This is a genomic window from Cedecea neteri (assembly GCF_000758305.1).
In the GTDB taxonomy this organism is placed as follows: Bacteria; Pseudomonadota; Gammaproteobacteria; order Enterobacterales; family Enterobacteriaceae; genus Cedecea; species Cedecea neteri_C.
Genome location: NZ_CP009458.1, coordinates 3,451,668 through 3,477,205, shown reverse-complemented (window position 1 = coordinate 3,477,205; position 25,538 = coordinate 3,451,668). Strand labels below are relative to the sequence as shown.

Sequence of the window (25,538 nt, the reverse complement as noted above, 5' to 3'; positions counted from 1 at the left end):
ATGACACGTTATCTGGCCGGGCGCGTGGCCCAGGCGTTGCTGGTACTGTGGGCGGCCTATAGCGTGTCGTTCATTCTTCTACAGCTGTTGCCGGGCGATGCCGTCCTGATCAAATTCCAGAACCCGGATCTCGGCCTGAGTGCAGAGCAAATTCAGGAGATGCGGGTGATCTACGGCGAAAGCACCCCGCTCTGGCAGCAATATTTGACGACGCTCGGCCATATGCTGCGCGGTGAGTTTGGCTACTCCATCGAGGCTGGCGTTTCCGTCAGCCAGCTGATTGCCGCCAACCTTCCTTCGACGCTACGCCTGGCCGGGCTGGGGTTTGTCGCCGCGATTATTCTCGCCGTGGGTATTTCAGCGGCTTCAACCCTGGCCCCGCTGCGCGGGCTAAGAACGCTCTTTGCTAACCTTCCGGCGCTGTTCATTGCCGTCCCGACGTTTTGGCTCGGCATTGCGCTCATCCAGCTGTTTTCCTTCCAGTGGCGGCTGATTCCGGTGATCAATCCCGGTTTCTGGCAGGGGCTGATTTTACCGGTCGCCACACTTGCGGTGCCTATTAGCGCCCCGCTGGCTCAGTTGCTGATGCGAAACATCGACCAGGTGCTGACTCAGCCGTACGTCGCCGTTGCCCGGGCAAAAGGCGGCAGCCACGCGGGTGTATTGTGGCGGCACGTGGCCCGCAACGCCCTGCTTCCGGTACTGACCGTAGCCGGTTTGCTGCTGTGCGAGCTGATTGCCGGGGCGCTTATCACCGAAACCGTCTTTGGCCTCAACGGCCTGGGTCAGCTGACGCAGCGGGCGGTGAATAATCAGGACGTCGCCGTGCTGCAGGCGGTGGTGATGATCTCCGCCCTGAGCTTCGTGGTCATTAATCTGCTGGTGGACGTGCTTTATCCCCTGCTCGATCCTCGCCTTAAGTCTATTCGGGGAGTAACCGCATGACGACCGTTGATATCAATACTCCGCTGCCGCACCGTGCAGCACGCCGTTTTTCGGGTCTGCGCGCTAACATTCAGCCCGGTCTTTGGCTGGCCTGGTTAACGCTGATTATTGTCGCACTTTGGGCACTGTTCCCGGCGCTGTTTACTCAGTGGAGCCCAACCGAAGGTGTACCCGGCGCGCAGCGTCTTGCGCCTCAGGCCGGGCACTGGCTAGGCACCGATCAGCTTGGCCGCGATCTCTACGCGCGAATCGTCTGGGGCGCATCGCATTCGCTCTCCGGGGCGCTGGTTGCCGTGGCGCTCGGGCTGGTAGTCGGTACCGCACTTGGCGTCCTGGCCGGAGCAACCGGCGGTAAAACGGAACACGCGCTCATGCGCGGCGTGGATGTGCTGTTGGCCATTCCCGGTCTGCTGCTGTCACTTAGCGTCATTATTCTGCTTGGCTTTGGGACTGTGAACGCCGCCATCGCGGTGGGCGTTACGTCTATTGCTAACTTTACCCGCCTGGCGCGTGCAGAAGTGGTTCGTATTCGCCACAGCGATTATGTCGAGGCTGCGGTCGGCAGCGGCGGCACCTTCCTGCAGGTGCTGTGGCGCCATATTTTGCCGAACGCTTTAACCTCCGTGTTCGCCTTTGCCGCGCTGCAGTTCGGCTCCGCCATTCTGGCGCTGTCTACCCTGAGTTTTCTGGGTTACGGCACGCCGCCGCCGACGCCGGAATGGGGTCTGCTGATTGCTGAGGGCCGAAACTACCTCGCCACGGCCTGGTGGCTTTCTACCTTCCCCGGCGTGGTTGTCGTGGCTGTCGTACTTGCCGTGAACCGTCTTAGCCACCATTTTGCCCGGAGATCGTCATGAGTACGCCGCTGTTAAAAATCACTGACCTGAGCATCGCCTGGCGCCAACGCGGCGGTAATAAACGCGTGGTGCACAACGCCTCCTTCAGCCTGAACGCCGGAGAAGTGCTTGCAATTGTGGGTGAATCCGGCTCCGGCAAAACCACCCTCGCCCAGTCGATTATTGGGCTGCTGGGCGACAACGGCGTGATTGAATCCGGTGAAATTCAGCTCAACGGAGAGGCCATCAGCCGCTGGTCAGATCGCCAGCTCGACGCCCTGCGCGGCGCCAGCATCAGCCTGATCCCGCAGGATCCTGGCAGTTCGCTCAATCCGGTAAAAACTATTGGCCAGCAGGTGGCCGAAGTGCTGAAACTTCATACCCGGCTGCCCAAAGCCGAGCGGGAAAGCCAGGTTGTAGCCCTGCTTGAAAAAGTGGGTCTGAGCCACCCGGCGCAGCGTGCGGGGCAATATCCGCACCAGCTTTCCGGCGGAATGAAACAGCGGGTGTTGATCGCCATGGCTATCGCCCTGAAACCCGCGCTGATTATTGCCGATGAGCCGACCAGCGCGCTGGATGTTACGGTGCAGAAACGAATTCTTGATTTGCTGGAGACTCTGCGGCGCGAGTCCGGTACAGCAGTGCTGTTCGTCACGCACGACCTGGCACTAGCAGCCCAACGCTCCGACCGTATCCTGGTGTTCCGCGATGGGCGAATCCAGGAGGCTGGCCCAACGGCTGAAGTCGTTCGACAGCCTAAAAACCCCTATACCCGCCAGCTGTTTGCCGATGCGCCGGGGCTGTCGCGCACGCTGCGGGCCTGGCCTTTACGCGCCCCGCAAACGGCGGCCATCGAAATCCGCAACCTGAGCCAGCACTTCTCCCTGGGGAAAGGCAGTGACCAGACGCTCCGGGCTCTGGACAACGTGTCTTTTACCGTGGCCAAAGGCACCACCCACGCGCTGGTTGGCGAGTCCGGTTCCGGTAAATCCACGCTGGCGCGCATTCTGCTTGGCTTCCAGCAGCCGGACAGCGGGCAAGTGCTGATCGACGGCATCGACACCACCGATCTCAGTCCGGAAGCCCGCCGCCAGCTCCGGCAGAAAATTCAGCTGGTGTACCAGAATCCTTTCGCGTCGCTTGACCCGAGCCAGACGCTCTTTCGCATCATCGAGGAGCCATTGCTTAACTTCGGCAAGCTGTCGAAGGCCGGGCGGCGCGCCAAAGTAGAAGCGATTACCGAACGCGTAGCGCTTCCGCTGGAAGCATTAACTCGCAAACCTCGCGAGCTTTCCGGCGGGCAGCGGCAGCGCGTAGCTATAGCCCGCGCACTAATTCTTGAACCGCAAATTCTGGTGCTGGATGAGGCCACTTCCGCGCTGGATGTCACGGTGCAGGCACAAATCCTGCGCCTGCTCGACGATCTGCAGCAGCAGCTCGGCCTGACGTACCTGTTTATCTCCCACGACCTCGCCACCGTGCGCCAGCTGGCGCACAGCGTTTCGGTCCTACGTGCCGGAGAACTGATGGATAACGGCCCGATTGCCGACGTATTTAACGCCCCGGCCAGCGATTACACCTGGCAGTTGCTGAACGCTATTCCCGACATTGGCCCCGGCCATAAGGACGTTGCATGACCATCAAACGACTGGGCTTTTTTACCCGCCTGCTTGACCACACCCCGGCCGCCGAGCGCTACCGGCTGGCAACGGAGCAAATTATTCACGCCGAATGGCACGGCTTTGACGCTGCCTGGGTGGCGCAGCACCACTTCCACGAAGCCGAAGGCGGCCTGCCCGCCCCGCTGGTCTTTCTGAGCCACGTGGCGGCGCATACCCGGCGCATACGCCTTGGCACAGGGATTATTACCCTGCCGATGGAATCCGCGCTACGCGTGGCCGAAGACGCGGTTGTCCTGGATCTGCTTAGCGGCGGACGCTTTGAACTTGGCGTCGGCTCAGGCGGCACACCGGGCTCCTTTCCGGCATTTGGGCTACAAAGCGCGGAAAGGGGAAAAACTTACGCCGACAACCTCGCATTACTCCGCTCAGCCCTGAACGACGAGCCGCTTGCAGGCACGGATAATCATCTTTACCCGGCCTCTCCGCAGCTAAAAAACCGCATCTGGCAGGCGACGTTTTCCGTTGACGGCGGCGCACGGGCAGGAAAAGCGGGCGACGGGCTGATGCTTTCCCGCACTCAACCTCGCCCGGCTGATGCGCTGGATACCCCACTGGATGAGATACAAAACCCGATCATCGATGCCTATCTGGACGCCTTGCCCGAGGGCGTTGAACCTCGCATCCTGGGCTCCAGAACAGGTTTTGTCACCGACGACGGCGAGCTGGCAAGGCAACTGGCGGCCAAAGGGCTGCGCCAGCAGGCAGAACAGCACCGGGCGCAAGGGCATCCCGTGCTGGGTGATACGCTGGATAGCCATATTGCCTCGTTTGACGTTCACCTGGGCACGCCGCAGCAGGTCATTGCTTCCCTGACGCGCGACAGCACGCTCCAGCGCGTGACCGACCTTTCGTTCCAGGTGCATTCCATCGATCCGCCGCACGCTTACATTTTGCGTTCCATCGAACTGCTCGCGCAGCAAGTTGCCCCGGCGCTCGGCTGGGTTCGCAGCAGCGCCCGCCCAACCTCTACCTCGTCATTGTCTAAGGAGTCATTATGAGTCACTCGGATCTGCTCAATCACCTGGCAGACATTATTCCCGGCACCGCGCTGGCCGAAGCGCGGGAAATCCGCGAAGCGGCAACAACCCACGCGCAGGGCAGCTATGAGGCGCTTTTCGGCGAGGCCAGCTCAAGTGGCCTGACTCTAGTGGAGAGGCTACATCTCGCCAGGCGAGTGGCGGAATGGCACGACGATGCCCAGCTTACCGACCATTATACCCAGCGTCTGGCAGGCAAACCCGCCAGCGAACGTTTTAGCACTTTGCTCCATCATGCTGAGAGGCTGAGTTTCCAGCCAGTGCAGGCGGGCCCGCAGGATGTCAAAGTGCTGATTCAGGTTGGCTTTAGTGAAGAAGAGGTGGTGACACTGTCACAGATTGTTGGCTTCGTTTCCTTCCAGAGTCGCCTGCTGCGAGGGCTGCACCTGATTGGCGGCCAGACGGTAGACGGTGAGCAGGTGCGCATTCCGGCAGCCGGAGAGTGGCACCGCCAGCCGTTAACCGCCAGCGGCAAATCCGCCCCGGTGACGTTTACCCAGGCCGAGCTTAACTGGGAACCCTGGATAGCCGCCCTGCCTTACGCGGAATACGGCCCGGAACAGCAGGAAACTCTGAAACGCTTCGGGCACCAGGACTCCGATTATTTCCGCCTGCTGGGACGTAACCTGCCGGTGCTGGAGCAGCGCACGCTTACCGACAAAGGCATTTTCTACACGCCGGGCGGTTTGCCTCGTGCCGAGCGCGAACTTGCCGCCACGGTTGCCAGCAAGATCAACGGCTGCATTTACTGCGCCTCCGTGCACGCCCGCAAGGCCAGCCAGCTGTCAAAACATAACGAAGCGATAGAACGTCTGCTTGCCATTGAGCCGGGCGGGACGCTGAGCGACGGGCAATCACCCCGTTGGCAGGCGGAAATTAACTTTTCGGCGGCGCTATCTACCACCCCGGCTAGCGCTAATGCGCAACAGATACACGCCCTGAGAGAACTGGGGTTAAGCGAGCTTGAGCTGCTGGATTTGGTGCAGTCCACGGCCTTTTTTGCGTGGGCTAACCGTCTGATGCTGACCCTGGGTGAGTCGTTTAACTGAGTGCAGCAAGGCAAAACGTGCCGGGGAAAGATGATTCACCGGCACGCTCAGTGATACCGTCACGGACGATTAATGATTCGCCGCCTGACGAAGATCGCAAACCCGGATAGCCTTTCCTTCCGAGCGCGGCAGGCTGCCGCAGTTCACAATGGTGATATCCGTTGAAATCCCCACCATCGACTTAATGCGGTGGCGCAGCTCGTGGCAAACCGCGCAGCGCTGTTCGTGGCTGAGATACAGGCTGCTCTCCTTCAGTTCCACCTTGATCGCCAGGGTATCCAGGTGGCCGCGACGATGCACCTCCAGCTGATAATGCGGAGCCAGGTGCTGGAACTTCAGGATCTCCTCTTCCAGCTGGGACGGGAACACATTCACGCCTCGGATAATCAGCATATCGTCTGAACGACCGGTAATCTGGTCCATACGACGCATGGTACGAGCGCTGCCCGGCAGCAGGCGTGTGAGATCGCGGGTGCGGTAGCGGATCACCGGCAGCGCCTCTTTGGTCAGCGTGGTGAACAGCAGTTCGCCTTGCTCACCGTCGTCCAGCGGGACGCCGCTCTGCGGATCAACGATTTCCGGGTAGAAATGGTCTTCCCAAATCGTCGGGCCATCGCGCGACTCCAGGCACTCCATCGCCACGCCCGGCCCCATCACTTCCGACAGGCCGTAAATGTCCAGCGCTGTAATCCCTAAGCGACGTTCAATTTCCGCTCGCATGGCTTTGGTCCACGGCTCAGCACCAAAAACGCCAACACGCAGCGAACAGCCGCTGGCGTCGCCGCCCATCTGGCGCTCCAGCTCTTCAATCAGGTTCAGGCACCAGGACGGCGTGACCATGATCATGTCCGGTTTAAAATCACGGATCAGCTGCGCCTGTTTTTCCGTCTGGCCGCCGGACATCGGGATCACTGTCGCCCCGAGGCGTTCTGCGCCGTAGTGCGCCCCCAGCCCGCCAGTAAATAGCCCATAGCCGTAGGAGACATGAATTTTGTCTTTCGGCGTTCCGCCTGCGGCACGCAGCGAGCGCGCCACGAGGTTAGCCCAGGTATCAATGTCGTTTTGGGTGTAGCCCACGACCGTAGGTTTACCTGTAGTACCAGAGGAAGCATGGATGCGAACGACCTGCTCCATTGGCACCGCAAAAGTGTCAAAAGGATAGTTATCGCGCAGATCCTGCTTGGTGGTGCAAGGGAACAGGCGAATGTCTTTCAGCTCTTTAAAATCGTCAGGGTGTACGCCCACGGCGTCAAATTTGCGCTTGTACATCGGGACGTTGCTGTAGGCATGGTTCAACGTCCATTTCAGGCGCTGCGTTTGCAGGGCCTGGAGTTCATCCAGCGATGCGGTTTCAATCGGTTCCAGCTTGGTTTCAGAGGTTATCATTATTAGGGTACTCGCAGGTTTGACTAGCTCACACGCTCAAGGACCAGGGCAATGCCCTGACCCACACCGATACACATGGTGCAAAGGGCATACCGCCCGCCGCGCCGGTGCAGCTCCAGGCTGGCCGTTAACGCCAGTCTGGCTCCGCTCATCCCCAGCGGGTGTCCTAAGGCAATCGCGCCGCCGTTAGGATTCACATGCGGGGCATCATCCGGAAGCCCCAGTTGGCGAAGCACGCCGAGCGCCTGCGCGGCGAAGGCTTCGTTAAGTTCAATCAGATCCATGTCGTGGATGCTTAGCCCGGTCATTTCCAGCACTTTACGCACTGCAGGCACCGGCCCCAGCCCCATCAGGCGAGGCTCTACGCCCGCCGTCGCCATGGCGACAATGCGCGCCTTAGGCGTCAGGCCGTGCTGCAGCGCGGCGACTTCACTGGCGATAATCAGTGCCGCCGCCCCGTCGTTCACGCCGGAAGCATTCCCCGCCGTTACGACGCCGTTCGCACGGAACGGGGTTTTTAGCGCCGCCAGTTGCTCAAGCGTGGTTTCTGCACGCGGGTGTTCGTCTTCCCTTACTTCCGTCACGGCACCTTTGCGGCCGCTTAGCGTGACCGGCACAATTTCTTCAGCCAGAATGCCTTTCTGCTGCGCGAGAGCGGTACGCTGCTGACTGCGAAACGCAAACCGGTCCTGGTCCTCGCGGCTTATTTTTAACAATTCCGCTACATTCTCTGCCGTTTCCGGCATGCTGTCAGTACCAAATTGCGCCGCCATGAGCGGGTTCACAAAACGCCAGCCAATGGTGGTGTCAAACATCTCGGCCTGGCGCTGGAACGGCGAGCTGGCCTTGCCCATTACAAACGGCGCACGGGACATGGATTCCACCCCACCTGCCAGCATTAACTGAGCATCGCCGGCTTTGATGGCACGAGCCGCAAAGCCCACGGCATCCAGCCCGGAGCCGCACAGGCGATTGATCGTGGTGCCCGGTACGCCCTGAGGTAAACCGGCCAGCAGCGTCGCCATGCGCGCCACGTCGCGGTTGTCTTCCCCGGCCTGGTTCGCGCAGCCAAAAATCACGTCATCGACGGCGCTCCAGTCGAGATTGGGGTAGCGCGCCAGCAGCGCCTTTAGCGGCAGCGCGGCCAGATCATCCGCACGCACGCTCGAAAGCGCACCGCCGTAACGCCCAATCGGGGTGCGTACGCCATCGCAAATAAAAGCCTGACTCATAATTTTTCTCCTGAAACCGTCGTACCAATGCGATGAGCGCGGCCGCGAAACAGCGCCAGCGTCTTCTCGTCCTGATTAATAATTTCGATGTCGTAGACGCCGGTCTGTCGCCCCTGCTGGCGCACCCTGGCCACCGCTTTCAGCCGATCGCCGGCCTTGCCGGGGCGCAGAAATTCAATGCTGCAGCCGGAAGCCACCGCCGCCAGCCCCTGGCTGTTGCAGGCGTAGGCAAAGGCAGTATCGGCGAGCGTAAACAGCTGCCCGCCGTGGCAGGTCTGGTGCCCGTTGAGCATGGCCTCGGTGATAGTCATGGTGAGCAGCGCAAAACCGTCACCCATCTCAACCACTTCAATGCCCATCTGTCTGGCGCAGTTGTCCCGCGCGTACATCAGGCGGGCGTTATCCCAGGCGTTAGTGCTCATGTTGGTTCTCCAGCAGCGCGCGCTGGCGCAGTAAAGAGGTCGGGCGGTAGCGTTCTTCGCCGTAATGGCGCTGCAGATTTTCCAGCAGCGTCAGGATGTTTTGCCAACCCAGCCGGGCTCCCCAGGCCAGCGGCCCGTGCGGATAGTTCACGCCGAGCTGCATCGCGGTATCGATGTCGGCTTCCGCAGCCACGCCTTTCTGCAGCGCGTCCAGCGCCTCGTTGGCGAGCATCGCCACGGTGCGCCAGGCCAGCATGCCGGGATAGTCGTTAATCACCAGCACCTGTTTGCCCTGCTGCTGGAAGTAATGAATGACCTTCTCCAACTGCTGCGGCGTGACTGAAGCCGAAGGCGCCAGCACTTCCAGAGCAACCTCGGCGAGTCTGTCCCGCAACACCACCGGGCGTTTCAGCTCGGCCGACATGGCGGTGGCCGTCATGCCACTGGTTATGGCGACAACGATGCCGTCAATGTCGAGGGTTTTACCGGACTGCGTGACCTGTTTAGCCGCCAGTTCGGCAGGGACCTGAGGCTGATATTCCGGCTGCACCTCAAGCGGCCAGCGGTAAACGCCCTGCCCGGTTTTCTTGCCCAGCCGTTTGCCAAGCACCAGTTCCTGCTGGGCGAGAGAAGGCAGGAACCGGCGCTCCTGCCAAAAGGCGTTAAACACCGAGCAGGTGACCGCGAAGTTAACGTCCTGACCGATCAGATCCGTTAACGCCAGCGGCCCCATCGGGAAGCCCGCCCCGTCGCGTAATGCGGCATCAATAGCCGCCGCCGGGGCAACCTGCTCCTCCAGCGCGCGCCAGGCTTCGGCATAAAAAGGCCGTGCCACGCGATTGACTATAAATCCCGGCGTAGAATGGCAGCGCACCGGCTGTTTTCCCCAGCGCAGCGCCAGTTCGCAAAGCCGATCGGCAATCTCCGGGGAGGTTTCCAGGCCGCTGACCACTTCGACCAGTTTCATCACCGGCGCAGGGTTAAAGAAATGCAGGCCGACCACGCGCGCCGGGTGGCTGATGCCGCTGGCGATGGCGGTGATAGAAATGGATGAGGTATTGCTGGCAAAGACGGTATCAGCGGCGCAGACCGCCGCTAAATCGCGGAAGATGGCCTGCTTGACGTCAATTTGTTCGGCGGCGGCCTCAATCACCAGCGCGGCCTGAGCCAAATCAGCCAGCGTTTCCGCTGGATGCAGCCGGGCAAGCGTTGACTGACGAACAGCCTCATCAAGTTTGCCTTTCGCTACGCGGGCACTGAGCGCGGTATCAATCCCGTCAATCGCGCGCTTCGCCGCACCGGGCTGAATGTCGTACAGCCACACCGTATGACCCGCACTGGCGGCCACCTGGGCAATACCTGCGCCCATGGTGCCGCTGCCAATCACCGCAATCACGGCCTCAGGAGTTAACATGCTTATTTCCCCTTAAAGGTGGCCGAGCGCTTCGCCAGAAAAGCCGAAACCCCTTCACGGTAATCTTCGCTGCGGCCGGCCAGGCGCTGATAGTCGCGCTCCAGGTCGAGCTGGGCATCCAGGGTGTTGGTTTCCGAGGCGTAAAGCGCCTGCTTGATAAGCCCCAGGCCAAAGGTCGGCTGGGTAGCAAAGTGCAAGGCCAACTGGCGAGCGGTATCGCTGAGCTGTTCGTCGTCCACGACCTGCCAGATCATGCCCCACTCATGTGCCTGCTCCGCGGTTAGCGTGTCGCCGAGCAACGCCAGCCCCATGGCTCGCGCACGCCCGGTCAGGCGAGGCAAGAACCAGGTACCGCCGCAGTCGGGTACCAGTCCCAGCTTGCTGAACGACATAATGAATTTTGCTGAACGCGCGGCGATAACCAAGTCGCAGCCCAGCGCCAGCGTGGCTCCGGCTCCGGCAGCCACGCCGTTAACCGCCGCAATCACCGGCTTTGGCAATTTCGCCAGGCGGCGCAGCAGCGGGTTATAAAACGTTTCGACCGAGTAACCGAGATCCGGCGCATCGCCGCTTGGGTCAACATTGCGGTCGTTGAGATCCTGCCCGGCGCAGAAGCCGCGCCCTGCGCCAGTGATCAGCAGGCAGCGAATGGTTTCGTCCCGCTCGGCCTGAGTAAGGACTTCCGCCAGCTGGCGATGCATTTCGTCGTTGAAGCTGTTCAGCCGCTCCGGGCGGTTGAGGGTCAGGGTCATCACCCCGCTTTGCACATCGCTGACAATAAAACTCATAATTAACGTCCTTTGAATTCAGCAGGTCGTTTTTCCAGGAAAGCGGCGATGCCTTCCTGACGATCTTCGGTGGCGGCGAGCAGCGTAAACAGCTGGCGCTCCTGCAACAGCCCCTGGCTCAGGCCCGTGTTTTGTGCCTGTTGAAGCGCATTTTTGGCGGCCTGCAGCGCAAGCGGCGCATGGCGAGCAATACTGGCGGCAAGCTTTTGCGCGTATTCAAGCGTTAAGGCTGCGGGATGCACTTCGGCAACCAGCCCGGCGCGTAAAGCCTGATCCGCGTCGATAGCTTCGCCGCTCAGCACCATTCGGTAAGCCAGCGCTTTGCCTACGCTGCGGATAAGCCGCTGCGTGCCGCCCGCGCCGGGCATAATCCCCAGCGTGATTTCCGGCAGGCCGAAGCGCGCGTTATCCCCGGCTACGATGATGTCGCTCAGCAGCGCCAGCTCGCAGCCAGCCCCAAGCGCATAGCCGTTCACGGCGGCGATCAGGGGTTTAGGAAAACGCTCGAGGCGCGCCCAAAGCTGGGGCCGGGGATCGTTGAGCGTGGCGGGCATATCCCGGCTTGCCATCTCTTTGAGATCGGCTCCGGCAGCAAAAAAACGTTCGTTGCCGGTAATAACTACGGCACCGATGGAGGCGTCCTGCTGCGCGGCGTCTAGCGCTTCGGCAATCAACGTCAGCAACGCGTTGTTGAGCGCGTTTCGCGCCTGCGGGCGGTTCAGCGTCAGGGTTAGCACCCGGCCGTTTTGCTGGCTAAGAAGTTCGCTCATCACAGCCCCTGCGCGTCAAAGTCGAGCACCACGTCGTCGCCCTTTGGCAGCGCCTGGCAGCTCAGCACGTAGCCTGCGGCCAGCTGATCCGGCTCCAGGCTGTAGTTGACGCCCATTTCTACCTCACCCTGCAGCACCTTGCAGCGGCAGGTGGCGCAGACGCCGCCTTTACAGGCATACGGCAGGTCTGCCCCCTGACGCAGGGCCGCGTCGAGAATGCTTTCGTCCCCGGCGGTCAGGGTAATATGGCGATCCATGCCGTCCTGGCGTAGGGTGACGGTTTTACCCGCCGCCTGCGCACGGGAGCGAGCCCCCGGCGAAATACCCGGCGTGTTGAAATGTTCGAGGTAGATATCCTGCGGCGCGACGCCCATGTCTTTCAGCGCACTTTCAGTAGCCTGCATCATGCTTTGCGGGCCGCAGATAAACGTGCGGTCAAAGCCTTTGACGTCCAGCAGATGGTCGCCAAGCTGTTTCAGTTTTTCGCCGTCCAGCCGGCCGCTGAGCAGGTCGCTGTCCGACCTTTCCTGGCTGAACAGGTAAATCAGCTGCAGGCGCTGCGGGTAGCGGTCTTTCAGGTCGGCCAGTGCCTGGCGGAACATCATGCTGGCGCTGCTGCGGTTGCCGTAAACCAGCGTCACGCTGCTTTCTGGTTCGGTAGCAAGCGTGGCGCCGATAATGGCCAGCATCGGTGTAATGCCTGAGCCAACGGCGAGCGCCAGATAGTCCCCGCGCGTTTCCGCTTCTGGCTGGTAGCCGAACGTCCCCTGCGGCACCATCACTTCGAGCGACATCCCGGCGGCTAAATCGCTGACCGCGTATTGTGAAAAACGGCCACCTTCAATGGCTTTTACCGCCACGCAGATTTCACCGGGATTCTCAGCGCGACAGATGGAATAGCAGCGGCGCAGCTCTTCCCCGCCCAGCCGGGCTTTAAGCGTCAAATGCTGCCCTGGGCGAAAGCGATACTGTCCGCGCAGCGCGTCCGGCACCGCAAAGGTAATCGCCACCGCCTCAGCGGTTTCGGGTTCGATGCGTGCCACTTTCAGGGAATGAAACATTGTCATGGCATCCTCAAATACATTTAAAGTAATCAAAGGGTTCCCGGCAGCTGTTGCAGCGGTAAAGCGCTTTACAGGCCGTGGAGCCGAATTCACTGATGAGCGACGTGTGTTCGCTCCCGCAGCGGGGGCAGGTTACCTGGGCGGCGACCGTCGCGTGGCAGGCATGCCCTTGCGGCGGGCTGATGCCGTATTCACGCAGCCGGGTTTTAGCCTCCGGCGACATCCAGTCCGTTGTCCAGGCGGGATGCAAAACCTGCCTGATATGCACCGGGCTTAGCTTTGCGCCTTCCAGCGCTTCCCGGATGGCGGCCAGCAAAAATTCAGTGGCCGGGCAGCCGGAATAGGTTGGCGTAAAACCGATATGCCAGCCGTCCGGGCGGTGCTCGACGCTGCGCACCATCCCGAGGTCGGTGATGGTTAGCACCGGGATTTCCGGATCACTGATTTCACTCAGCAGACGCCAGACGTCACGGACGGCGGCAGGCTGAAGCGTGGCGGTTTGCATCCTCTCCTCCTTACCACTGCTGGTTCGGGTAGGCGCGCTGCAGGTACTGCATTTCAGCCAGCAGCGGGCCGAGATGTTCGGTGTGTAAGCCTTGCTTACCGCCGGTGCGGTATGGCTGCTCTGCCGGGGCCTGCAGCGAGGCATCGCTCAGCCCACCGGTCACTTCTTGCAGCCATTCGGCTTTGAGGCTAAGCGGATCGACGGCGATACCCTGTTCCGCCAGCGTGGTTTCCAGCTCATCGGCAACGAACATTTCACCGCTGAAGCGCCACAGTTTGTTCACAGCGCTTTGCGCTTTTGCCTGCGAAACCTCGGTGCCATTGCCCAGACGAACCAGCCAGCCGCGGCTGAAGCGCAGGTGATAGCGCACTTCTTTAATCGCTTTAGCCGCAATGGCCGCCAGTTGCGGATCTTTGCTTTCCACCAGGCGGCTGAACAGCGAGACGTGCCACGCGTCCAGCAGGTACTGACGCACCAGCGTTTCGGCGAAATCACCGTTGGGCTGTTCCGCCAGCAGCAAGTTGCGGTATTCACGCTCGTCGCGGCCAAAGGCCAGCCTGTCTTCGTCGAGGTGCTCACCTTCACGCTCGGCGGCGTAGGTCAGGAAGTTGCGTGCCTGGCCAAGCAAGTCGAGGCCAATGTTGGCTAGCGCAAGGTCAATCTCCAGCTCCGGCGCATGGCCGCACCAGGCGCTCAGACGCTGGGCCAGCACAAGGCAGGTATCGCCGAGGCGCAGGCTGTAGGTCGCTACAGGATCGAGTGTCATCGGCGGCCTCACATGTGCTCGATGCCGTCAGGCAGCGTGTAAAACGTTGGGTGGCGATAGACTTTGCTATCAGCCGGGTCGAAAAATTCCGGACGCTCTTCCGGCTGTGAAGCGACGATCTCGCTCGCTTTCACCACCCAGATGGAACAGCCTTCGCTGCGGCGGGTGTAGGCGTCGCGGGCGTTTTCCAGCGCCATCTGGTCGTCGGCCGCGTGCAGGCTGCCAACGTGGCGGTGGGACAGCCCTTTTTTGTTACGGATAAAGACTTCGTACAGCGGCCAGTAAATTTTGCTCATCTCATACTCCTTCAGGCGGCGGTGCGGGCCTGTTGTTTTTCGGCATACGCAAGGGCGGCTTCGCGCACCCATGCCCCCTCTTCCCAGGCTTTACGCTTGGCGGCGAGGCGCTCTTCGTTGCATAAGCCGCGCCCGGCCACCACTTCGTTAAATTCCTGCCAGTCGATGTCGCCAAAGCGGTAATGGCCGGTAGCTTCATCCAGATGCAGATCGGGGTCCGGCACGGTCATGCCCAGCAGCTCAACCTGCGGTACGGTGTTGTCGACAAAGCGCTGGCGCAGCTCGTCATTGCCGAAGCGTTTGATTTTCCATGCGAGGCTTTGAGCGCTGTTCGGCGAATTGTCGTCGTTAGGCCCGAACATCATCAGCGCCGGCCACCAGAAGCGGTTAATCGCGTCCTGCAGCATCTGGCGCTGTTCGGGGCTGCCGTTCGCCAACACGGTGCAGGCTTCAAATCCCTGCCGCTGGTGGAAGCTTTCTTCCTTGCAGATTTTCACCATCGCCCGGGCGTACGGCCCGTAAGAGGTCCGGCACAGCGCAACCTGGTTAACGATGGCAGCGCCGTCGACCAACCAGCCAATCACGCCGATGTCGGCCCAGTTAAGCGTCGGGTAGTTAAAGATGGAGGAGTACTTCATCTTGCCGTCGAGCATCTTCTGGTAGATATCTTCCCGGGCGCAGCCCAGGGTTTCCGCCGCGCTGTAGAGGTACAACCCATGCCCGGCTTCATCCTGCACTTTAGCCAGCAGAATGGCCTTGCGGCGCAGGCTTGGGGCGCGAGTTATCCAGTTACCTTCCGGCAGCATGCCAACGATTTCCGAATGCGCATGCTGGCCTATCTGGCGGATCAGCGTTTTGCGGTAAGCCTCCGGCATCCAGTCCTGTGGTTCGATGGCGGTCTCCTGCTGGATGCGCTCATCAAAGCGTTCTTGTTCTGTCACGGCATCACCTTATGATTCAATTTAATTCAATAAAATGCGACATTGCGAATCACTTCATGATTAAAAGTTACAGATAAGTTAACGAAGATCGCAAAGATTACACCGCATGTTTGTGAGGCTTATCACGTTAAATATTGCAAAAACAATACTTATCATTGAGATAAATCAATAACAAAAAACTCACGTCATCACGATGTTAACAATTTATTAAATTACAGCTTGCTTTTTATGATTCACAAAACAAACACTGTAATGATTAAATGCAGCATGTAATGGAGAGTGAGATGCAACAGTTAACCAGCTATCTGTCCGGGACGTGGTTTAGCGGCCAGGGAAAAGAAAGAACGATTTTTCATGCCGTTAGCGGCGAACCGCTGTGGCAGGTGACCAGCGAAGGGGCGGATATGGCGGCGGCAAAACGCTTCGCCATAGAGCAAGGCGGCAAAGCGCTGCAGGCGATGACATTTATTCAGCGCGCCGCGATGTTAAAAGCGGTGGCTAAGCACCTGCTGGCGCAGAAAGAAGCGTTTTACCAGGTCTCTTACCAGACCGGGGCCACCCGCGCCGACAGCTGGGTGGATATTGAAGGCGGCATCAGCACGCTGTTTGCCTACGCCGGAATGGGTAACCGCGAGCTGCCGGACGACACGCTGTGGCCCGAAGACGAATTGATGCCGCTGTCAAAACAGGGAGGATTCGCGGCTCGCCATGTCCTCACCTCGAAGTCGGGCGTAGCGCTGCATATCAACGCCTTTAACTTCCCTTGCTGGGGCATGCTCGAAAAACTGGCGCCTACCTGGCTGGCCGGAATGCCCGCCATTATCAAGCCCGGCACGGCGAGCGCGCAGTTAACTCAGGCGATGGTGAAAGCGATTGTTGAATCAGGCCTGGTACCTGACGGGGCGATAAGCCTGATCTGCGGCGGCGTGGGCGATCTGTTCGAGCACCTGGATGAGCAGGACGTGGTGACGTTTACCGGTTCGGCCAGCACCGGTCAGAAGTTACGTTGTCACTCAAATATCGTCGCCCGTTCGATTCCCTTTACCATGGAAGCCGACTCGCTGAACTGCTGCGTCCTGGCGGAAGACGTCACGCCTGAGCAGCCTGAGTTTGCCCTGTTCATACGGGAAGTCATACGCGAAATGACCGCTAAGGCCGGGCAAAAATGCACCGCCATTCGCCGGATTATCGTGCCGCAGAACCGGCTGGGTTCGGTGATTGAAGCGCTGAAAGCGAAACTGGAAAAAATACAGCCTGGCGACCCGGCGGTTGAAGGCGTTCGCATGGGGGCGCTGGTCAGCCTTGAACAGCGGGATGACGTGCAGCGAAAAGTTGATCAACTGATTGCCGCCGGATGTGATGTCCTGCTCGGCGGCAAGGCCGATACTGCGCAGCCGGGCGCGTTCTTCCCACCAACCCTGCTGCTTTGCCAACAGCCGGACGAAACCCCTGCGGTGCACGAACTTGAAGCCTTCGGCCCGGTAGCCACGGTGATGCCTTACCGGGATGCCGAACATGCTATGGCGCTGGCTCGTGCGGGCCAGGGCAGCCTCGCCGGGACACTTGTGACCGCCGATGAGCAAACGGCACGCCACTTTATTCTCGGCGCGGCTCGCGCTCACGGGCGCATTCAGGTGCTGAACCAGGAGTCTTCAGTGGAGTCCACCGGACACGGCTCACCGCTCCCGATGCTGGTACACGGTGGCCCAGGCCGTGCGGGTGGCGGTGAAGAACTCGGCGGCCTGCGAGCGGTGAAGCACTATATGCAGCGCACCGCCATTCAGGGCAGCCCGACGATGCTGGCCGCCGTTAGCGGGCAATGGAACTACGGCGCAAAAGTTCACGAGGATGCCGTGCACCCGTTCCGCAAACATTTTGAGGAACTGCGCATCGGGGAAAGCATTCTGACCGCCCGCCGCACCGTCACCGAAGCCGATATCACCAACTTCGCCAACCTGAGCGGCGACCGGTTCTACGCCCACACCGACAGAATTGGCGCGTCGGAGTCATTCTTCGGCGAGCGCGTGGCGCACGGTTATTTTGTGGTGTCCGCGGCCGCCGGGCTGTTTGTTGACCCAGGCGTCGGGCCGGTGATAGCCAACTACGGCATGGAAAACCTGCGCTTTATCGAGCCGGTAAAAATCGACGATACGATTCAGGTGCGCCTGACCTGCAAACGTAAAACCGCCAAGCCGCAGAAAACGGCGGAAGATAAGCCAGTTGGCGTGGTGGAATGGGCGGTGGATATCACCAACCAGCACCAGCAGATCGTTGCCCGCTACTCGATCCTGACGCTGGTTGCCCGTCTGCACGGTGATTTTGCCTCATAAGACTTCGTCACCGGTTCAGGTTTTTACCCTCACCCTAACCCTCTCCCTGGAAGGGAGAGGGAACAAATTATTACCCCATCATTTATTCCCCGTAGGTTGTTTTCCCCCTCTCCCTTTGGGAGAGGGCCGGGGTGAGGGCTGAATTAAACCCGACGCTCATCAACCCGGAGCAACAATCCTCCCCAATCCCACATTCTGGCAACCACAGCAAAACGCTTGGCAGAGAGCACAAGGGAAGCCCAGGCGGAAGTTGTTATGTTGAATCCGACAGTCTTTATCCAGCACGCACATAACAACACAACGCACTTTTAAGGTGAGAAAGCGATGACAATGAAAACTGGAAAAAAAGCGCTGGCGCTGGCTATTGCGCTCCTGACTTCGGCGGGGATTAACGCCCCCGCTTTCGCCCATGGCGGCGAGGCACATATGGTGCCGATGCAAAAAACGCTGACGGATTTTGGCGCCGACGTCCAGTGGGACGATTACGCGCAGATGTTTACCCTCGTGAAAGACGGTGCCTACGTGAAGGTGAAGCCTAACGCCACCTCCGCCATCGTTAATGGCAAAACCCTCAAGCTCGAAGTGCCGGTGATTTTTAAGGGAAAAACGGCGTTTATCTCTGAAGGGTTTGTCAATGAAGTGTTCCAGTCCGGGCTGGATCAAACCTTTGCCGTTGAGAAAAAACCACATCCGCTTAACTCACTGAGCGCGGATGAAATTAATAAAACGGTGGAGATAATCAAAGGCGCGGCTGACTACAAACCGACTATTCGCTTTACCGAAATCTCACTGCGTGAGCCGCCTAAAGAGCAGGTCTGGAAGTTTGTGATGGACGGCACCAGCGTCAGCCAGCCGCGCGAGGCGGACGTCATCATGCTGGATGGCCGCCATATTATTGAAGCCACGGTGGATTTGGCCGCTGGAAAGGTAAAAAGCTGGAAACCTATCGAAGGCGCACAGGGCATGGTGCTGCTGGACGATTTTGCCAGCGTGCAGGCAATCATCAACAACAGCAAAGAGTTCGCGGAAGCGGTGAAAAAACGCGGTATCAGCGATCCGTCGAAGGTCGTCACTACCCCGCTGACCGTCGGCTATTTCGACGGCAAGGACGGCCTGAAGCAGGATCAGCGCCTGCTGAAAGTAGTGAGCTATCTTGACGTCGGCGACGGCAACTATTGGGCGCATCCCATTGAAAACCTGGTTGCCGTGGTCGATCTCGAACAGAAAAAAATCATCAAAATTGAAGAAGGCCCGGTGATTCCTGTGCCGATGACGCCCCGCCCTTATGATGGTCGCGACCGACAGGCCGCCAACCTCAAACCGCTGGACATCATTGAACCGGAAGGGAAAAATTACACCATTACCGGCGACACGATTCACTGGCAAAACTGGGATTTACACCTGCGCCTGAATTCCCGCGTTGGCCCAATTATTTCCACCGTGACCTACAACGACAACGGCACCAAACGGAAGATCATGTATGAAGGGTCGCTCGGCGGGATGATTGTGCCGTACGGTGACCCGGACATTGGCTGGTATTTTAAAGCTTATCTGGACGCCGGGGATTACGGCATGGGCACGCTCACGTCCCCTATCGTGCGCGGCAAAGATGCGCCGTCTAACGCCGTCCTGCTGGACGAAACCCTGGCCGATTACACCGGAAAACCGACCACCATTCCGCGTGCTATCGCCATTTTCGAGCGCTACGCCGGGCCGGAATACAAGCATCAGGAAATGGGCCAGCCAAATGTCAGCAGCGAACGCCGCGAGCTGGTGATCCGCTGGATAAGCACCGTCGGCAACTACGACTACATCTTTGACTGGGTCTTCCACCAGAACGGCACCATTGGTATTGATGCGGGCGCAACCGGGATTGAGGCGGTAAAAGGCGTGAAGGCTAAGACCATGCACGATGCCACAGCGAAAGAAGATACCCGCTATGGGACGCTGATCGACCACAATATTGTCGGCACGACACATCAGCATATTTATAACTTCCGCCTGGATCTGGACGTCGACGGCGAAAATAACAGCCTGACCGCTATCGACCCGGTAGTGAAGCCGAACACCAGCGGCGGCCCACGCACGAGTACGATGCAAACCAATGAATATGCGATTAAAAACGAGCAGGACGCGGCGCAGAAATTTGATCCAGGCACCGTCCGTTTACTCAGCAATCCGAACAAAGAAAACCGCATGGGTAATCCGGTTTCCTATCAGCTAATCCCTTACGCCGGTGGAACTCACCCCGTCGCCACTGGCGCGAAGTTTGCCCCGGACGAGTGGATTTACCACCGTCTGAGCTTTATGGATAAGCAGCTGTGGGTGACTCGCTATAACCCGGATGAACGCTATTCCGAAGGGAAATACCCGAACCGCTCCGCGCACGATACCGGTTTAGGCGCTTACAGCAAAGACAATCAGTCGCTTGAAAACACAGACAACGTCGTCTGGTTAACCACCGGCACCACGCATATTGCCCGCGCAGAAGAGTGGCCCATCATGCCGACCGAGTGGGTACATGCCCTGCTGAAGCCGTGGAACTTTTTTAACGAGACACCCACGCTTGTGAAGTCAGAGGCAACGACCGGTAAATAGAGGGTTTGCGGCGCGCGACTACAGCGCGCCGTTTATTTAAGGCTAAGGCTTGATTGCCTGCCAGCCGTGAATCAGCAGCGACTGGAAGAACGGCGTTGCGCTGGCGAACCCAGCTTCGCGCAGCAGAGCTTCGGTTTGGCGAGGCGGCAACAAGAGCAGCCGCTGATTGAGTTCAGCTTTTACCTCAGCAATATCTCTCTGGCGTTGGGTATAAGCCTGCTGCAGCGCAACCCAGTTTCTTAATTGTCCGTCAAATTCGGGAGCTTCCATATCCCCCGCTATTTCAGCACTAATCAGTTGCCCTGCTGGTTTTAACCGATCGGCAATGTGCTGGTAGATCCCACCGCGCTGCGGATGCTGAATAAAATGCGCGACCAGCAGACAGAGCGCAGCATCGAATTTATCCTGCTCCGGCACGTCTATGACGTGACCTTCAATCAGCGTACAGCGGTCGTTCAGTCCTTCCAGCTCAAGCTTCTCTTGACAGACGGACAGCATATCGGGGGAAGGATCGATCCCGGTAAAACGCCAGCCGGGGTGCTGATTAGCCAGCCGGATAATCTCTGTCCCTGTTCCCACTCCAACACAAAGTACATGCGCATCCTCTGGCAGATCCCTGAGAAGCAAAGACAGCAAGGTATGGAGGTTGTTAGAAATGTCTTTCAGGCGCTCACTGCTGGCATCATACTGGCGCGAAAACGCCGCATTAAAGATATCATTTGTGTCGTTCATGATTACACCTCCTGAAGGTATCCGAGCCCAACATCGTCGATCCGTGAAGGAAAATCACGTAAAAATCGCCATGTCATGTAACTTACAATATAACATGATGTCACTAATGAAAAGACATGCCTGTCTCACGCCCACCCTCCCTGTTTGATTGCTTTTCATCCAACACATACCCGTACAACAAGGCAATAATATTTACTCTACGCGGAAGTATTATTTCCGCAGAAAGTAAAAAGTGCCAAATGAGAGAAGTAAGCATTTTTAGTTAAAAAAAATCAAAAACAATAAAATATGAGATGATATTTTTTATTTAAAAATAAAAAATGATATACTCGAGAACGAATTAAATTTACCACCACCAAATAAAAATCACGTATAACGTGTATTTTATCTCTGCCTTTAGCACTCGTTTTATGGGGCATTTGCGCCATAGCTGAATACCGAGAAAAACAATATGACACGACATAAACTTCAAGACACCATCGAAAGATACAGCCAGCAAGTAAAAAAACACCCTCGTTTTCGGGAAGCCATACAGCATCACTACGATCACCTGCTTATCACTTATAAAAAACAACCGCTTTTTTATAAAACCATTTTGCAAAGCTCGCGCTTTCATGTGGTCCTGGCACTGCTCTGCTTTCACTACGGTGACCGCCGGGCGGTACTTGCGGACATCAAAGAATTTTGCGTAAAAATGGAGTTAACCAGCCTGAACACCGTGAATTCTCTGGTGACACTGCTGCGCATCACCGGCAGAATGACGCTTGAAAAAAGCGAAGATGACCGCCGGGTGCTGTTGTACTCTCCCAGCGTAAAGGGCCTCAATGAAACCCGCAGCTATATGCAAATATCCATCCCTTCATTGAAATTTTTACTACCGGAAAATACTCTTCCGTTTCACGCCCTGGAGGATGAAAACACATTTGCGAATTTTTTCCGGCGCAGCGCCAACCTTCTTTTCGACGAAGTCATTTTAAGTCGCCTTGTACCCAATAGCGCAATGTTTGTAGACAAGGATGCCGGGCATATCATTATGCTGAGAATATACCTGGGGGCAAAACAGGATGATAATGGCCGCTGGTGGCTGAAGCCTAATTATAATAAAACGTCTAAAGATCTCTTTGTGTCGAGAATGCATCTGAGACGTATTGTTAATTGCGGTATTATGGCCGGATTATTCAGTGAAGACAGCGAAGGCACGCTCGAAATACACCGTGCCTTTATGGAGACGGCAGAATCTTATTTTGGATATTATTTTTCCTTTATCATGTACGGTCTGGATATCGATCCGACGATATTTTAAGCAACATTAAGCCGGCATTCGCCGGCTTTGTTGATTATCGTTCCCTGAGGGCTTCCTTCGCTTTGTTCAGCGGTTTCAGCAGGTAATCGAGTACCGATTTACTGCCGGTTTTGATATCCACTGTGGCGATCATTCCCGGAAATATCGGAAATGTTTTGCCATCCCTGTTTTCCAGTTGGCTGACATCGGTGCGGATGTAAACCCGGTAATAGTAGACATCACGTTTGACCTCATCCTGAAGCGTATCCGGTGAAATCGTGGTCACCACGCCCTTTAGCCCGCCATAGATGGAGTAGTCATAAGCGGTGATTTTCACCAGCGCCTTTTGGCCAGGATGGATAAACGCCACGTCGCGTGGTGAAATTTTAGCCTCAATCAGCATTTGATCGTCCAGCGGTACCAAAGTCATTAGTTTTCCGTTTGGCGGGATAACGCCGCCCACCGTCGTGACCTCGATGCCCTTCACTATCGCCCTGACCGGCGCGGTAAATTTGAGCCGGGTTAACGAGTCTTCCCGCCCGCGCATCACCGAACGCTGGGTTTCTATTTCTTCATTAGTTTTCGCCAGCTCTTCGCGCGCACGTACGTAATACTGGTTCTGCATTTCGGTAATTTTGTTTTCCAGCTCGTTTTTTTGTCTCTGCAGGCGCAGGACTTCCACGCTGCTTGCCGCACCCTGTTTAACCAGCGGCTGAGTCATCGCCAGTTCGCGCTGAACCAGCGAGATAGCTTCCCGTAGCCCGGCAACCCCTTTTTCGAGACTGCTACGGCGCGAGTTATAGAGTGCCGTTTCCTGGCGAACAAGCTCGCTATCTCCGGGTAGCATGTCGGGAAAATCCAGCGGCGTGGCGCCCACTTCGGCCTTCAGTCGTGCGGCTGTGGCCATCGCAGCATGCAGTCTGGATTCACTTTCCTGCACGCCGGACTCGGTTTTCGTACGATCAAGCTGCGCAAGAACCTGGCCTTTCTCTACGATATCCCCTTCCCGTACGTCCAGTTTGTAAAGGATACCGCCTTCCAGCGACTGAATAACTTGTTCGCGCGAGGACGGAACGACTTTGCCAGACCCGGTTGTCACTTCATCCAGAGTGAAAAAGTTTGCCCACAGTACAAAAGCCAGCAGCATCAGCCCAAGCGCCCACGCCACAAGGCTTGCTCGCGGAAGAGCGGGCTCTTTCAGGCGGCTGTTATAACGCGTGATGTCGTTCATGCCCGAACCTCCGTGTTACCTGTCGGTTTTAAGGTCGCGGTTCTGCGAGGGGCAGATTGTTTTTCCATAAGACCGTGCTGCTGCAAGATTTGGTCCCTTGGGCCATCCATCACGATGCGGCCGTTATCCAGCACGATGATGCGGTTCACCAACTGCAAAATAGGGATCCGGTGTGTCGCTACCACCATCGTGCGGTTGCCGAGCCACGGGCCAAGCTGCTGGATAAGCTGCTGCTCGCTTACCTCATCCAGCCACGCGGTAGGCTCATCAAGTAATAAAATTTGCGGCTGCAGGATCAGCGTTCTGGCCAGCAAAAGTGCCTGCCGCTGGCCTCCCGATAGCCCACTACCGCCTTCACTTATCGTGTAGTTGAGGCCGTTTTTCTGTTTTTGCACAAACTCAAGCGCCCCGCTTAACGCCAGGGCCTGGTGGATCTCTTCGTCCGAGGCTAACGGGCGACCCAGGGTGAGGTTGTCACGTATTGAGCCGAAGAAGAGCCTCGCCTGCTGGCTGAGCAGATTCATATCGCGTCTTAAATCGGCGGTGTCAATTTGCCCGAGGCTAGTGTCATCCAGTAAAATTTGGCCGTGTTGAGGCGTTTGCATCCCCGCCAAAAGCTGAAGCAGCGTGCTTTTACCCGAGCCGTTTCGGCCGAGCAGCGCAATTTTTTCCCCGGCGCGAATCGTCAGGCTGGCGATATCCAGATCGTTGACCTTCTCTTCTTCATCGTAATAAAACGCCGCATAGTTAAGCTGGTAGTTCCCCTGCAGATGGGCTTTATGCACTTTTTTACCCTGCTCAGGATCGTCCAGCGGGCGCTGCATCAGGTCGTCCAAACCTTTGCGTGCCACCTTCGCCTGCTGCCAGCGCGAAAGCACGCCGGAAATCTGCGCCAGCGGCGCGATGGTGCGGGAGGCAAGAATGGAGGTACCCACCAGGGCACCGGTGGTCATGTCACCGTTAATCACCAGGTAACAGCCCACGAGCAGCACAACGGCGTAAACAATGGACTGCACTTCTTGCGTCCAGGTCATTAGCAGGCTGGTCAGCCAGCGCTGTTTCATCCCGACCGCCGCGGCAACGTCATTGGTGTTGTTCCACTGGTTCTGGAACCGCTGTTCTGCCCGGAGCAGTTTGATGTCTTCAATGGACTGCACGGCTTCTACCAGCGTGGCGTTGCGAATGGCCGACTCGCGCATCCCCTCATTCGAAAGGTGCGCCAGCGGACGCTGCACCAGTAAGCCAGGGATGAGCAACAGCGGGATCGCCAGCAGCACGACGAACACCAACGGGCCGCCTATCAACCAGAGAATAAACACAAACAGCAGGAAGAATGGGATATCCGATACGGTGCTGATGGTGGTGGAGGTAATCAATTCGCGCACCGACTCCAGCTCGCGAATTTGCGAGATAAAGGAGCCGGTAGATTTTGGCCTGGCGCTATTTTTAATGCGTAACGCCCTGGCAAAAACCCTGTCGGAAATACGCAGGTCGGCTCGTTTACCGACCACATCGGCGATATGAACACGCAGCATGCGCATCGTAAATTCAAAAAGAATAGCCAGCATGACGCCGCCAAACAGTACCCACAACGTGGGCACTGACTGCGACGGTACTACACGGTCATACACCTGCATGGAGAAAATCATCCCGGCCAACGCCAGTAAGTTCGCCGCCATCGCTACCAGCATGATGTCGCCGTAACGTTTCCAGTCTTTCAGCGCCAGCGTCCAGAACCAGTTTTTCTGGTAGGGCTTAACGTAATCATCGACACGCGCATCGGGAATCGAATTCAACGGACGCAGCACAACCAGGCTTTTTAGCCTTTTAGTCAGCACATCGCGGGTGACAACCGTTTCCAGACCGCCATCGCCGCTCAGCTGTAAGCTCAGCTGCCCGTGGTTATCCATATGGGTGACCACCGCTATCTGGCCTCCCTCAAGCTCGGCCACCAGCGGCAAGCGCCACGGGTCGATAAGCGAGACGTCAGCCGGGGCGTGACGCATCGCCAGGCCAAGCTGGCGAGCCATATCCTCCAGCACCAGCTGCTGAGGGCTTTGGCTTTCCTGGTTAATCACCACGCGGACATGCTCTTCCGAGAAATCCAGACGATAGTGGCGCGCTACGGCCAGCATGGCCTGCAGCCAGGGTTCATAACTTGTATTCGTTGAAGTCATGGTGTTTCACATCCTGCGAAAATGGCAAAAAACGCCTGTGTCGTCCTTTCCGCGG

22 protein-coding genes are annotated in these 25,538 nt (G+C 58.0%); 8 read left to right on the top strand and 14 right to left on the bottom strand.

The window, feature by feature from the left end:
• The 5 genes from LH23_RS16235 to LH23_RS16215 are packed head-to-tail and all read left to right on the top strand — an operon-like array spanning nucleotide 1 to nucleotide 5,549.
• A complete protein-coding gene (locus LH23_RS16235) occupies nucleotides 1-945 on the top strand; it encodes an ABC transporter permease (RefSeq protein WP_039293261.1) in 945 nt (314 codons plus the stop codon).
• Nucleotides 942-1,802, top strand: coding sequence for an ABC transporter permease (locus tag LH23_RS16230; protein ID WP_039293258.1), 861 nt, complete (start codon nucleotides 942-944; stop codon nucleotides 1,800-1,802). The genes LH23_RS16235 and LH23_RS16230 overlap by 4 nt, the downstream gene beginning before the upstream one ends.
• Nucleotides 1,799-3,418: a dipeptide ABC transporter ATP-binding protein gene (locus LH23_RS16225; RefSeq protein WP_039293254.1), complete on the top strand. Its 1,620-nt coding sequence runs from the start codon at nucleotides 1,799-1,801 to the stop codon at nucleotides 3,416-3,418. The genes LH23_RS16230 and LH23_RS16225 overlap by 4 nt, the downstream gene beginning before the upstream one ends.
• Complete coding sequence (locus tag LH23_RS16220; RefSeq protein WP_039293251.1) at nucleotides 3,415-4,461, top strand: putative FMN-dependent luciferase-like monooxygenase; 1,047 nt, start codon at nucleotides 3,415-3,417, stop codon at nucleotides 4,459-4,461. The genes LH23_RS16225 and LH23_RS16220 overlap by 4 nt, the downstream gene beginning before the upstream one ends.
• Nucleotides 4,458-5,549 carry an alkylhydroperoxidase domain protein gene (locus LH23_RS16215; protein ID WP_039293248.1) on the top strand — a complete coding sequence of 364 codons (1,092 nt, stop codon included), beginning with the start codon at nucleotides 4,458-4,460 and terminating at the stop codon, nucleotides 5,547-5,549. The genes LH23_RS16220 and LH23_RS16215 overlap by 4 nt, the downstream gene beginning before the upstream one ends.
• Nucleotides 5,550-5,618: 69 nt before the next feature.
• Here LH23_RS16215 and paaK read toward each other — a convergent pair whose 3' ends face one another.
• Genes paaK through paaA form a run of 11 tightly spaced genes read right to left on the bottom strand, consistent with a single transcriptional unit; the run spans nucleotide 5,619 to nucleotide 15,133 of the window.
• Nucleotides 5,619-6,935: a phenylacetate--CoA ligase PaaK gene (paaK, locus tag LH23_RS16210; protein ID WP_039293244.1), complete on the bottom strand. Its 1,317-nt coding sequence runs from the start codon at nucleotides 6,933-6,935 to the stop codon at nucleotides 5,619-5,621.
• Nucleotides 6,936-6,958: 23 nt separating this feature from the next.
• Nucleotides 6,959-8,167, bottom strand: a complete 1,209-nt coding sequence (gene pcaF, locus LH23_RS16205) for a 3-oxoadipyl-CoA thiolase (RefSeq protein WP_039293241.1) — start codon at nucleotides 8,165-8,167, stop codon at nucleotides 6,959-6,961.
• Nucleotides 8,164-8,589: a hydroxyphenylacetyl-CoA thioesterase PaaI gene (gene paaI, locus LH23_RS16200; protein WP_039293238.1), complete on the bottom strand. Its 426-nt coding sequence runs from the start codon at nucleotides 8,587-8,589 to the stop codon at nucleotides 8,164-8,166. Before paaI ends, pcaF begins: the two co-directional genes overlap by 4 nt.
• The gene (locus LH23_RS16195) at nucleotides 8,579-10,003 is read right to left on the bottom strand and encodes a 3-hydroxyacyl-CoA dehydrogenase (RefSeq protein ID WP_039293236.1); all 1,425 of its coding nucleotides are present in this window, start codon (nucleotides 10,001-10,003) and stop codon (nucleotides 8,579-8,581) included. The genes paaI and LH23_RS16195 overlap by 11 nt, the downstream gene beginning before the upstream one ends.
• Before the next feature lie 2 nt (nucleotides 10,004-10,005).
• Nucleotides 10,006-10,794, bottom strand: a complete 789-nt coding sequence (paaG, locus tag LH23_RS16190; RefSeq protein WP_039293233.1) for a 2-(1,2-epoxy-1,2-dihydrophenyl)acetyl-CoA isomerase PaaG — start codon at nucleotides 10,792-10,794, stop codon at nucleotides 10,006-10,008.
• Nucleotides 10,794-11,561 carry a 2,3-dehydroadipyl-CoA hydratase PaaF gene (paaF, locus tag LH23_RS16185; protein ID WP_039293230.1) on the bottom strand — a complete coding sequence of 256 codons (768 nt, stop codon included), beginning with the start codon at nucleotides 11,559-11,561 and terminating at the stop codon, nucleotides 10,794-10,796. The genes paaG and paaF overlap by 1 nt, the downstream gene beginning before the upstream one ends.
• Nucleotides 11,561-12,628 carry a 1,2-phenylacetyl-CoA epoxidase subunit PaaE gene (gene paaE / locus LH23_RS16180; protein ID WP_039293226.1) on the bottom strand — a complete coding sequence of 356 codons (1,068 nt, stop codon included), beginning with the start codon at nucleotides 12,626-12,628 and terminating at the stop codon, nucleotides 11,561-11,563. The genes paaF and paaE overlap by 1 nt, the downstream gene beginning before the upstream one ends.
• Before the next feature lie 7 nt (nucleotides 12,629-12,635).
• On the bottom strand, nucleotides 12,636-13,130 hold the full coding sequence (gene paaD / locus LH23_RS16175; RefSeq protein WP_039293224.1) for a 1,2-phenylacetyl-CoA epoxidase subunit PaaD: 495 nt from the start codon (nucleotides 13,128-13,130) through the stop codon (nucleotides 12,636-12,638).
• A 10-nt stretch (nucleotides 13,131-13,140) separates the two neighbouring features.
• Nucleotides 13,141-13,896 (bottom strand): 1,2-phenylacetyl-CoA epoxidase subunit PaaC, encoded by a 756-nt coding sequence (gene paaC / locus LH23_RS16170; RefSeq protein WP_039293221.1) that lies wholly within the window; start codon nucleotides 13,894-13,896, stop codon nucleotides 13,141-13,143.
• 8 nt (nucleotides 13,897-13,904) lie between these two features.
• Nucleotides 13,905-14,192: a 1,2-phenylacetyl-CoA epoxidase subunit PaaB gene (paaB, locus tag LH23_RS16165; protein WP_008461407.1), complete on the bottom strand. Its 288-nt coding sequence runs from the start codon at nucleotides 14,190-14,192 to the stop codon at nucleotides 13,905-13,907.
• An 11-nt stretch (nucleotides 14,193-14,203) separates the two neighbouring features.
• The gene (gene paaA, locus LH23_RS16160; RefSeq protein WP_039293218.1) at nucleotides 14,204-15,133 is read right to left on the bottom strand and encodes a 1,2-phenylacetyl-CoA epoxidase subunit PaaA; all 930 of its coding nucleotides are present in this window, start codon (nucleotides 15,131-15,133) and stop codon (nucleotides 14,204-14,206) included.
• Nucleotides 15,134-15,417: 284 nt separating this feature from the next.
• On the opposite strand from paaA, the gene paaZ reads away from it, so the two are divergent.
• Together paaZ and tynA are read left to right on the top strand one after the other, a co-directional pair.
• Nucleotides 15,418-17,463, top strand: a complete 2,046-nt coding sequence (gene paaZ / locus LH23_RS16155; protein ID WP_039293214.1) for a phenylacetic acid degradation bifunctional protein PaaZ — start codon at nucleotides 15,418-15,420, stop codon at nucleotides 17,461-17,463.
• 324 nt (nucleotides 17,464-17,787) lie between these two features.
• A complete protein-coding gene (tynA, locus tag LH23_RS16150; RefSeq protein WP_039293211.1) occupies nucleotides 17,788-20,061 on the top strand; it encodes a primary-amine oxidase in 2,274 nt (757 codons plus the stop codon).
• A 42-nt stretch (nucleotides 20,062-20,103) separates the two neighbouring features.
• On the opposite strand, the gene LH23_RS16145 is transcribed toward tynA, so the two are convergent.
• Nucleotides 20,104-20,793: a class I SAM-dependent methyltransferase gene (locus LH23_RS16145; RefSeq protein ID WP_039293208.1), complete on the bottom strand. Its 690-nt coding sequence runs from the start codon at nucleotides 20,791-20,793 to the stop codon at nucleotides 20,104-20,106.
• A 451-nt stretch (nucleotides 20,794-21,244) separates the two neighbouring features.
• On the opposite strand from LH23_RS16145, the gene LH23_RS16140 reads away from it, so the two are divergent.
• Nucleotides 21,245-22,096, top strand: coding sequence for a hypothetical protein (locus tag LH23_RS16140; RefSeq protein WP_039293205.1), 852 nt, complete (start codon nucleotides 21,245-21,247; stop codon nucleotides 22,094-22,096).
• A gap of 34 nt (nucleotides 22,097-22,130) precedes the next feature.
• Here LH23_RS16140 and LH23_RS16135 read toward each other — a convergent pair whose 3' ends face one another.
• Together LH23_RS16135 and LH23_RS16130 are read right to left on the bottom strand one after the other, a co-directional pair.
• A complete protein-coding gene (locus LH23_RS16135) occupies nucleotides 22,131-23,306 on the bottom strand; it encodes an HlyD family type I secretion periplasmic adaptor subunit (RefSeq protein WP_039293202.1) in 1,176 nt (391 codons plus the stop codon).
• Nucleotides 23,303-25,483, bottom strand: coding sequence for a type I secretion system permease/ATPase (locus LH23_RS16130; protein ID WP_039293200.1), 2,181 nt, complete (start codon nucleotides 25,481-25,483; stop codon nucleotides 23,303-23,305). Before LH23_RS16130 ends, LH23_RS16135 begins: the two co-directional genes overlap by 4 nt.
• Nucleotides 25,484-25,538 lie beyond the last annotated feature (55 nt).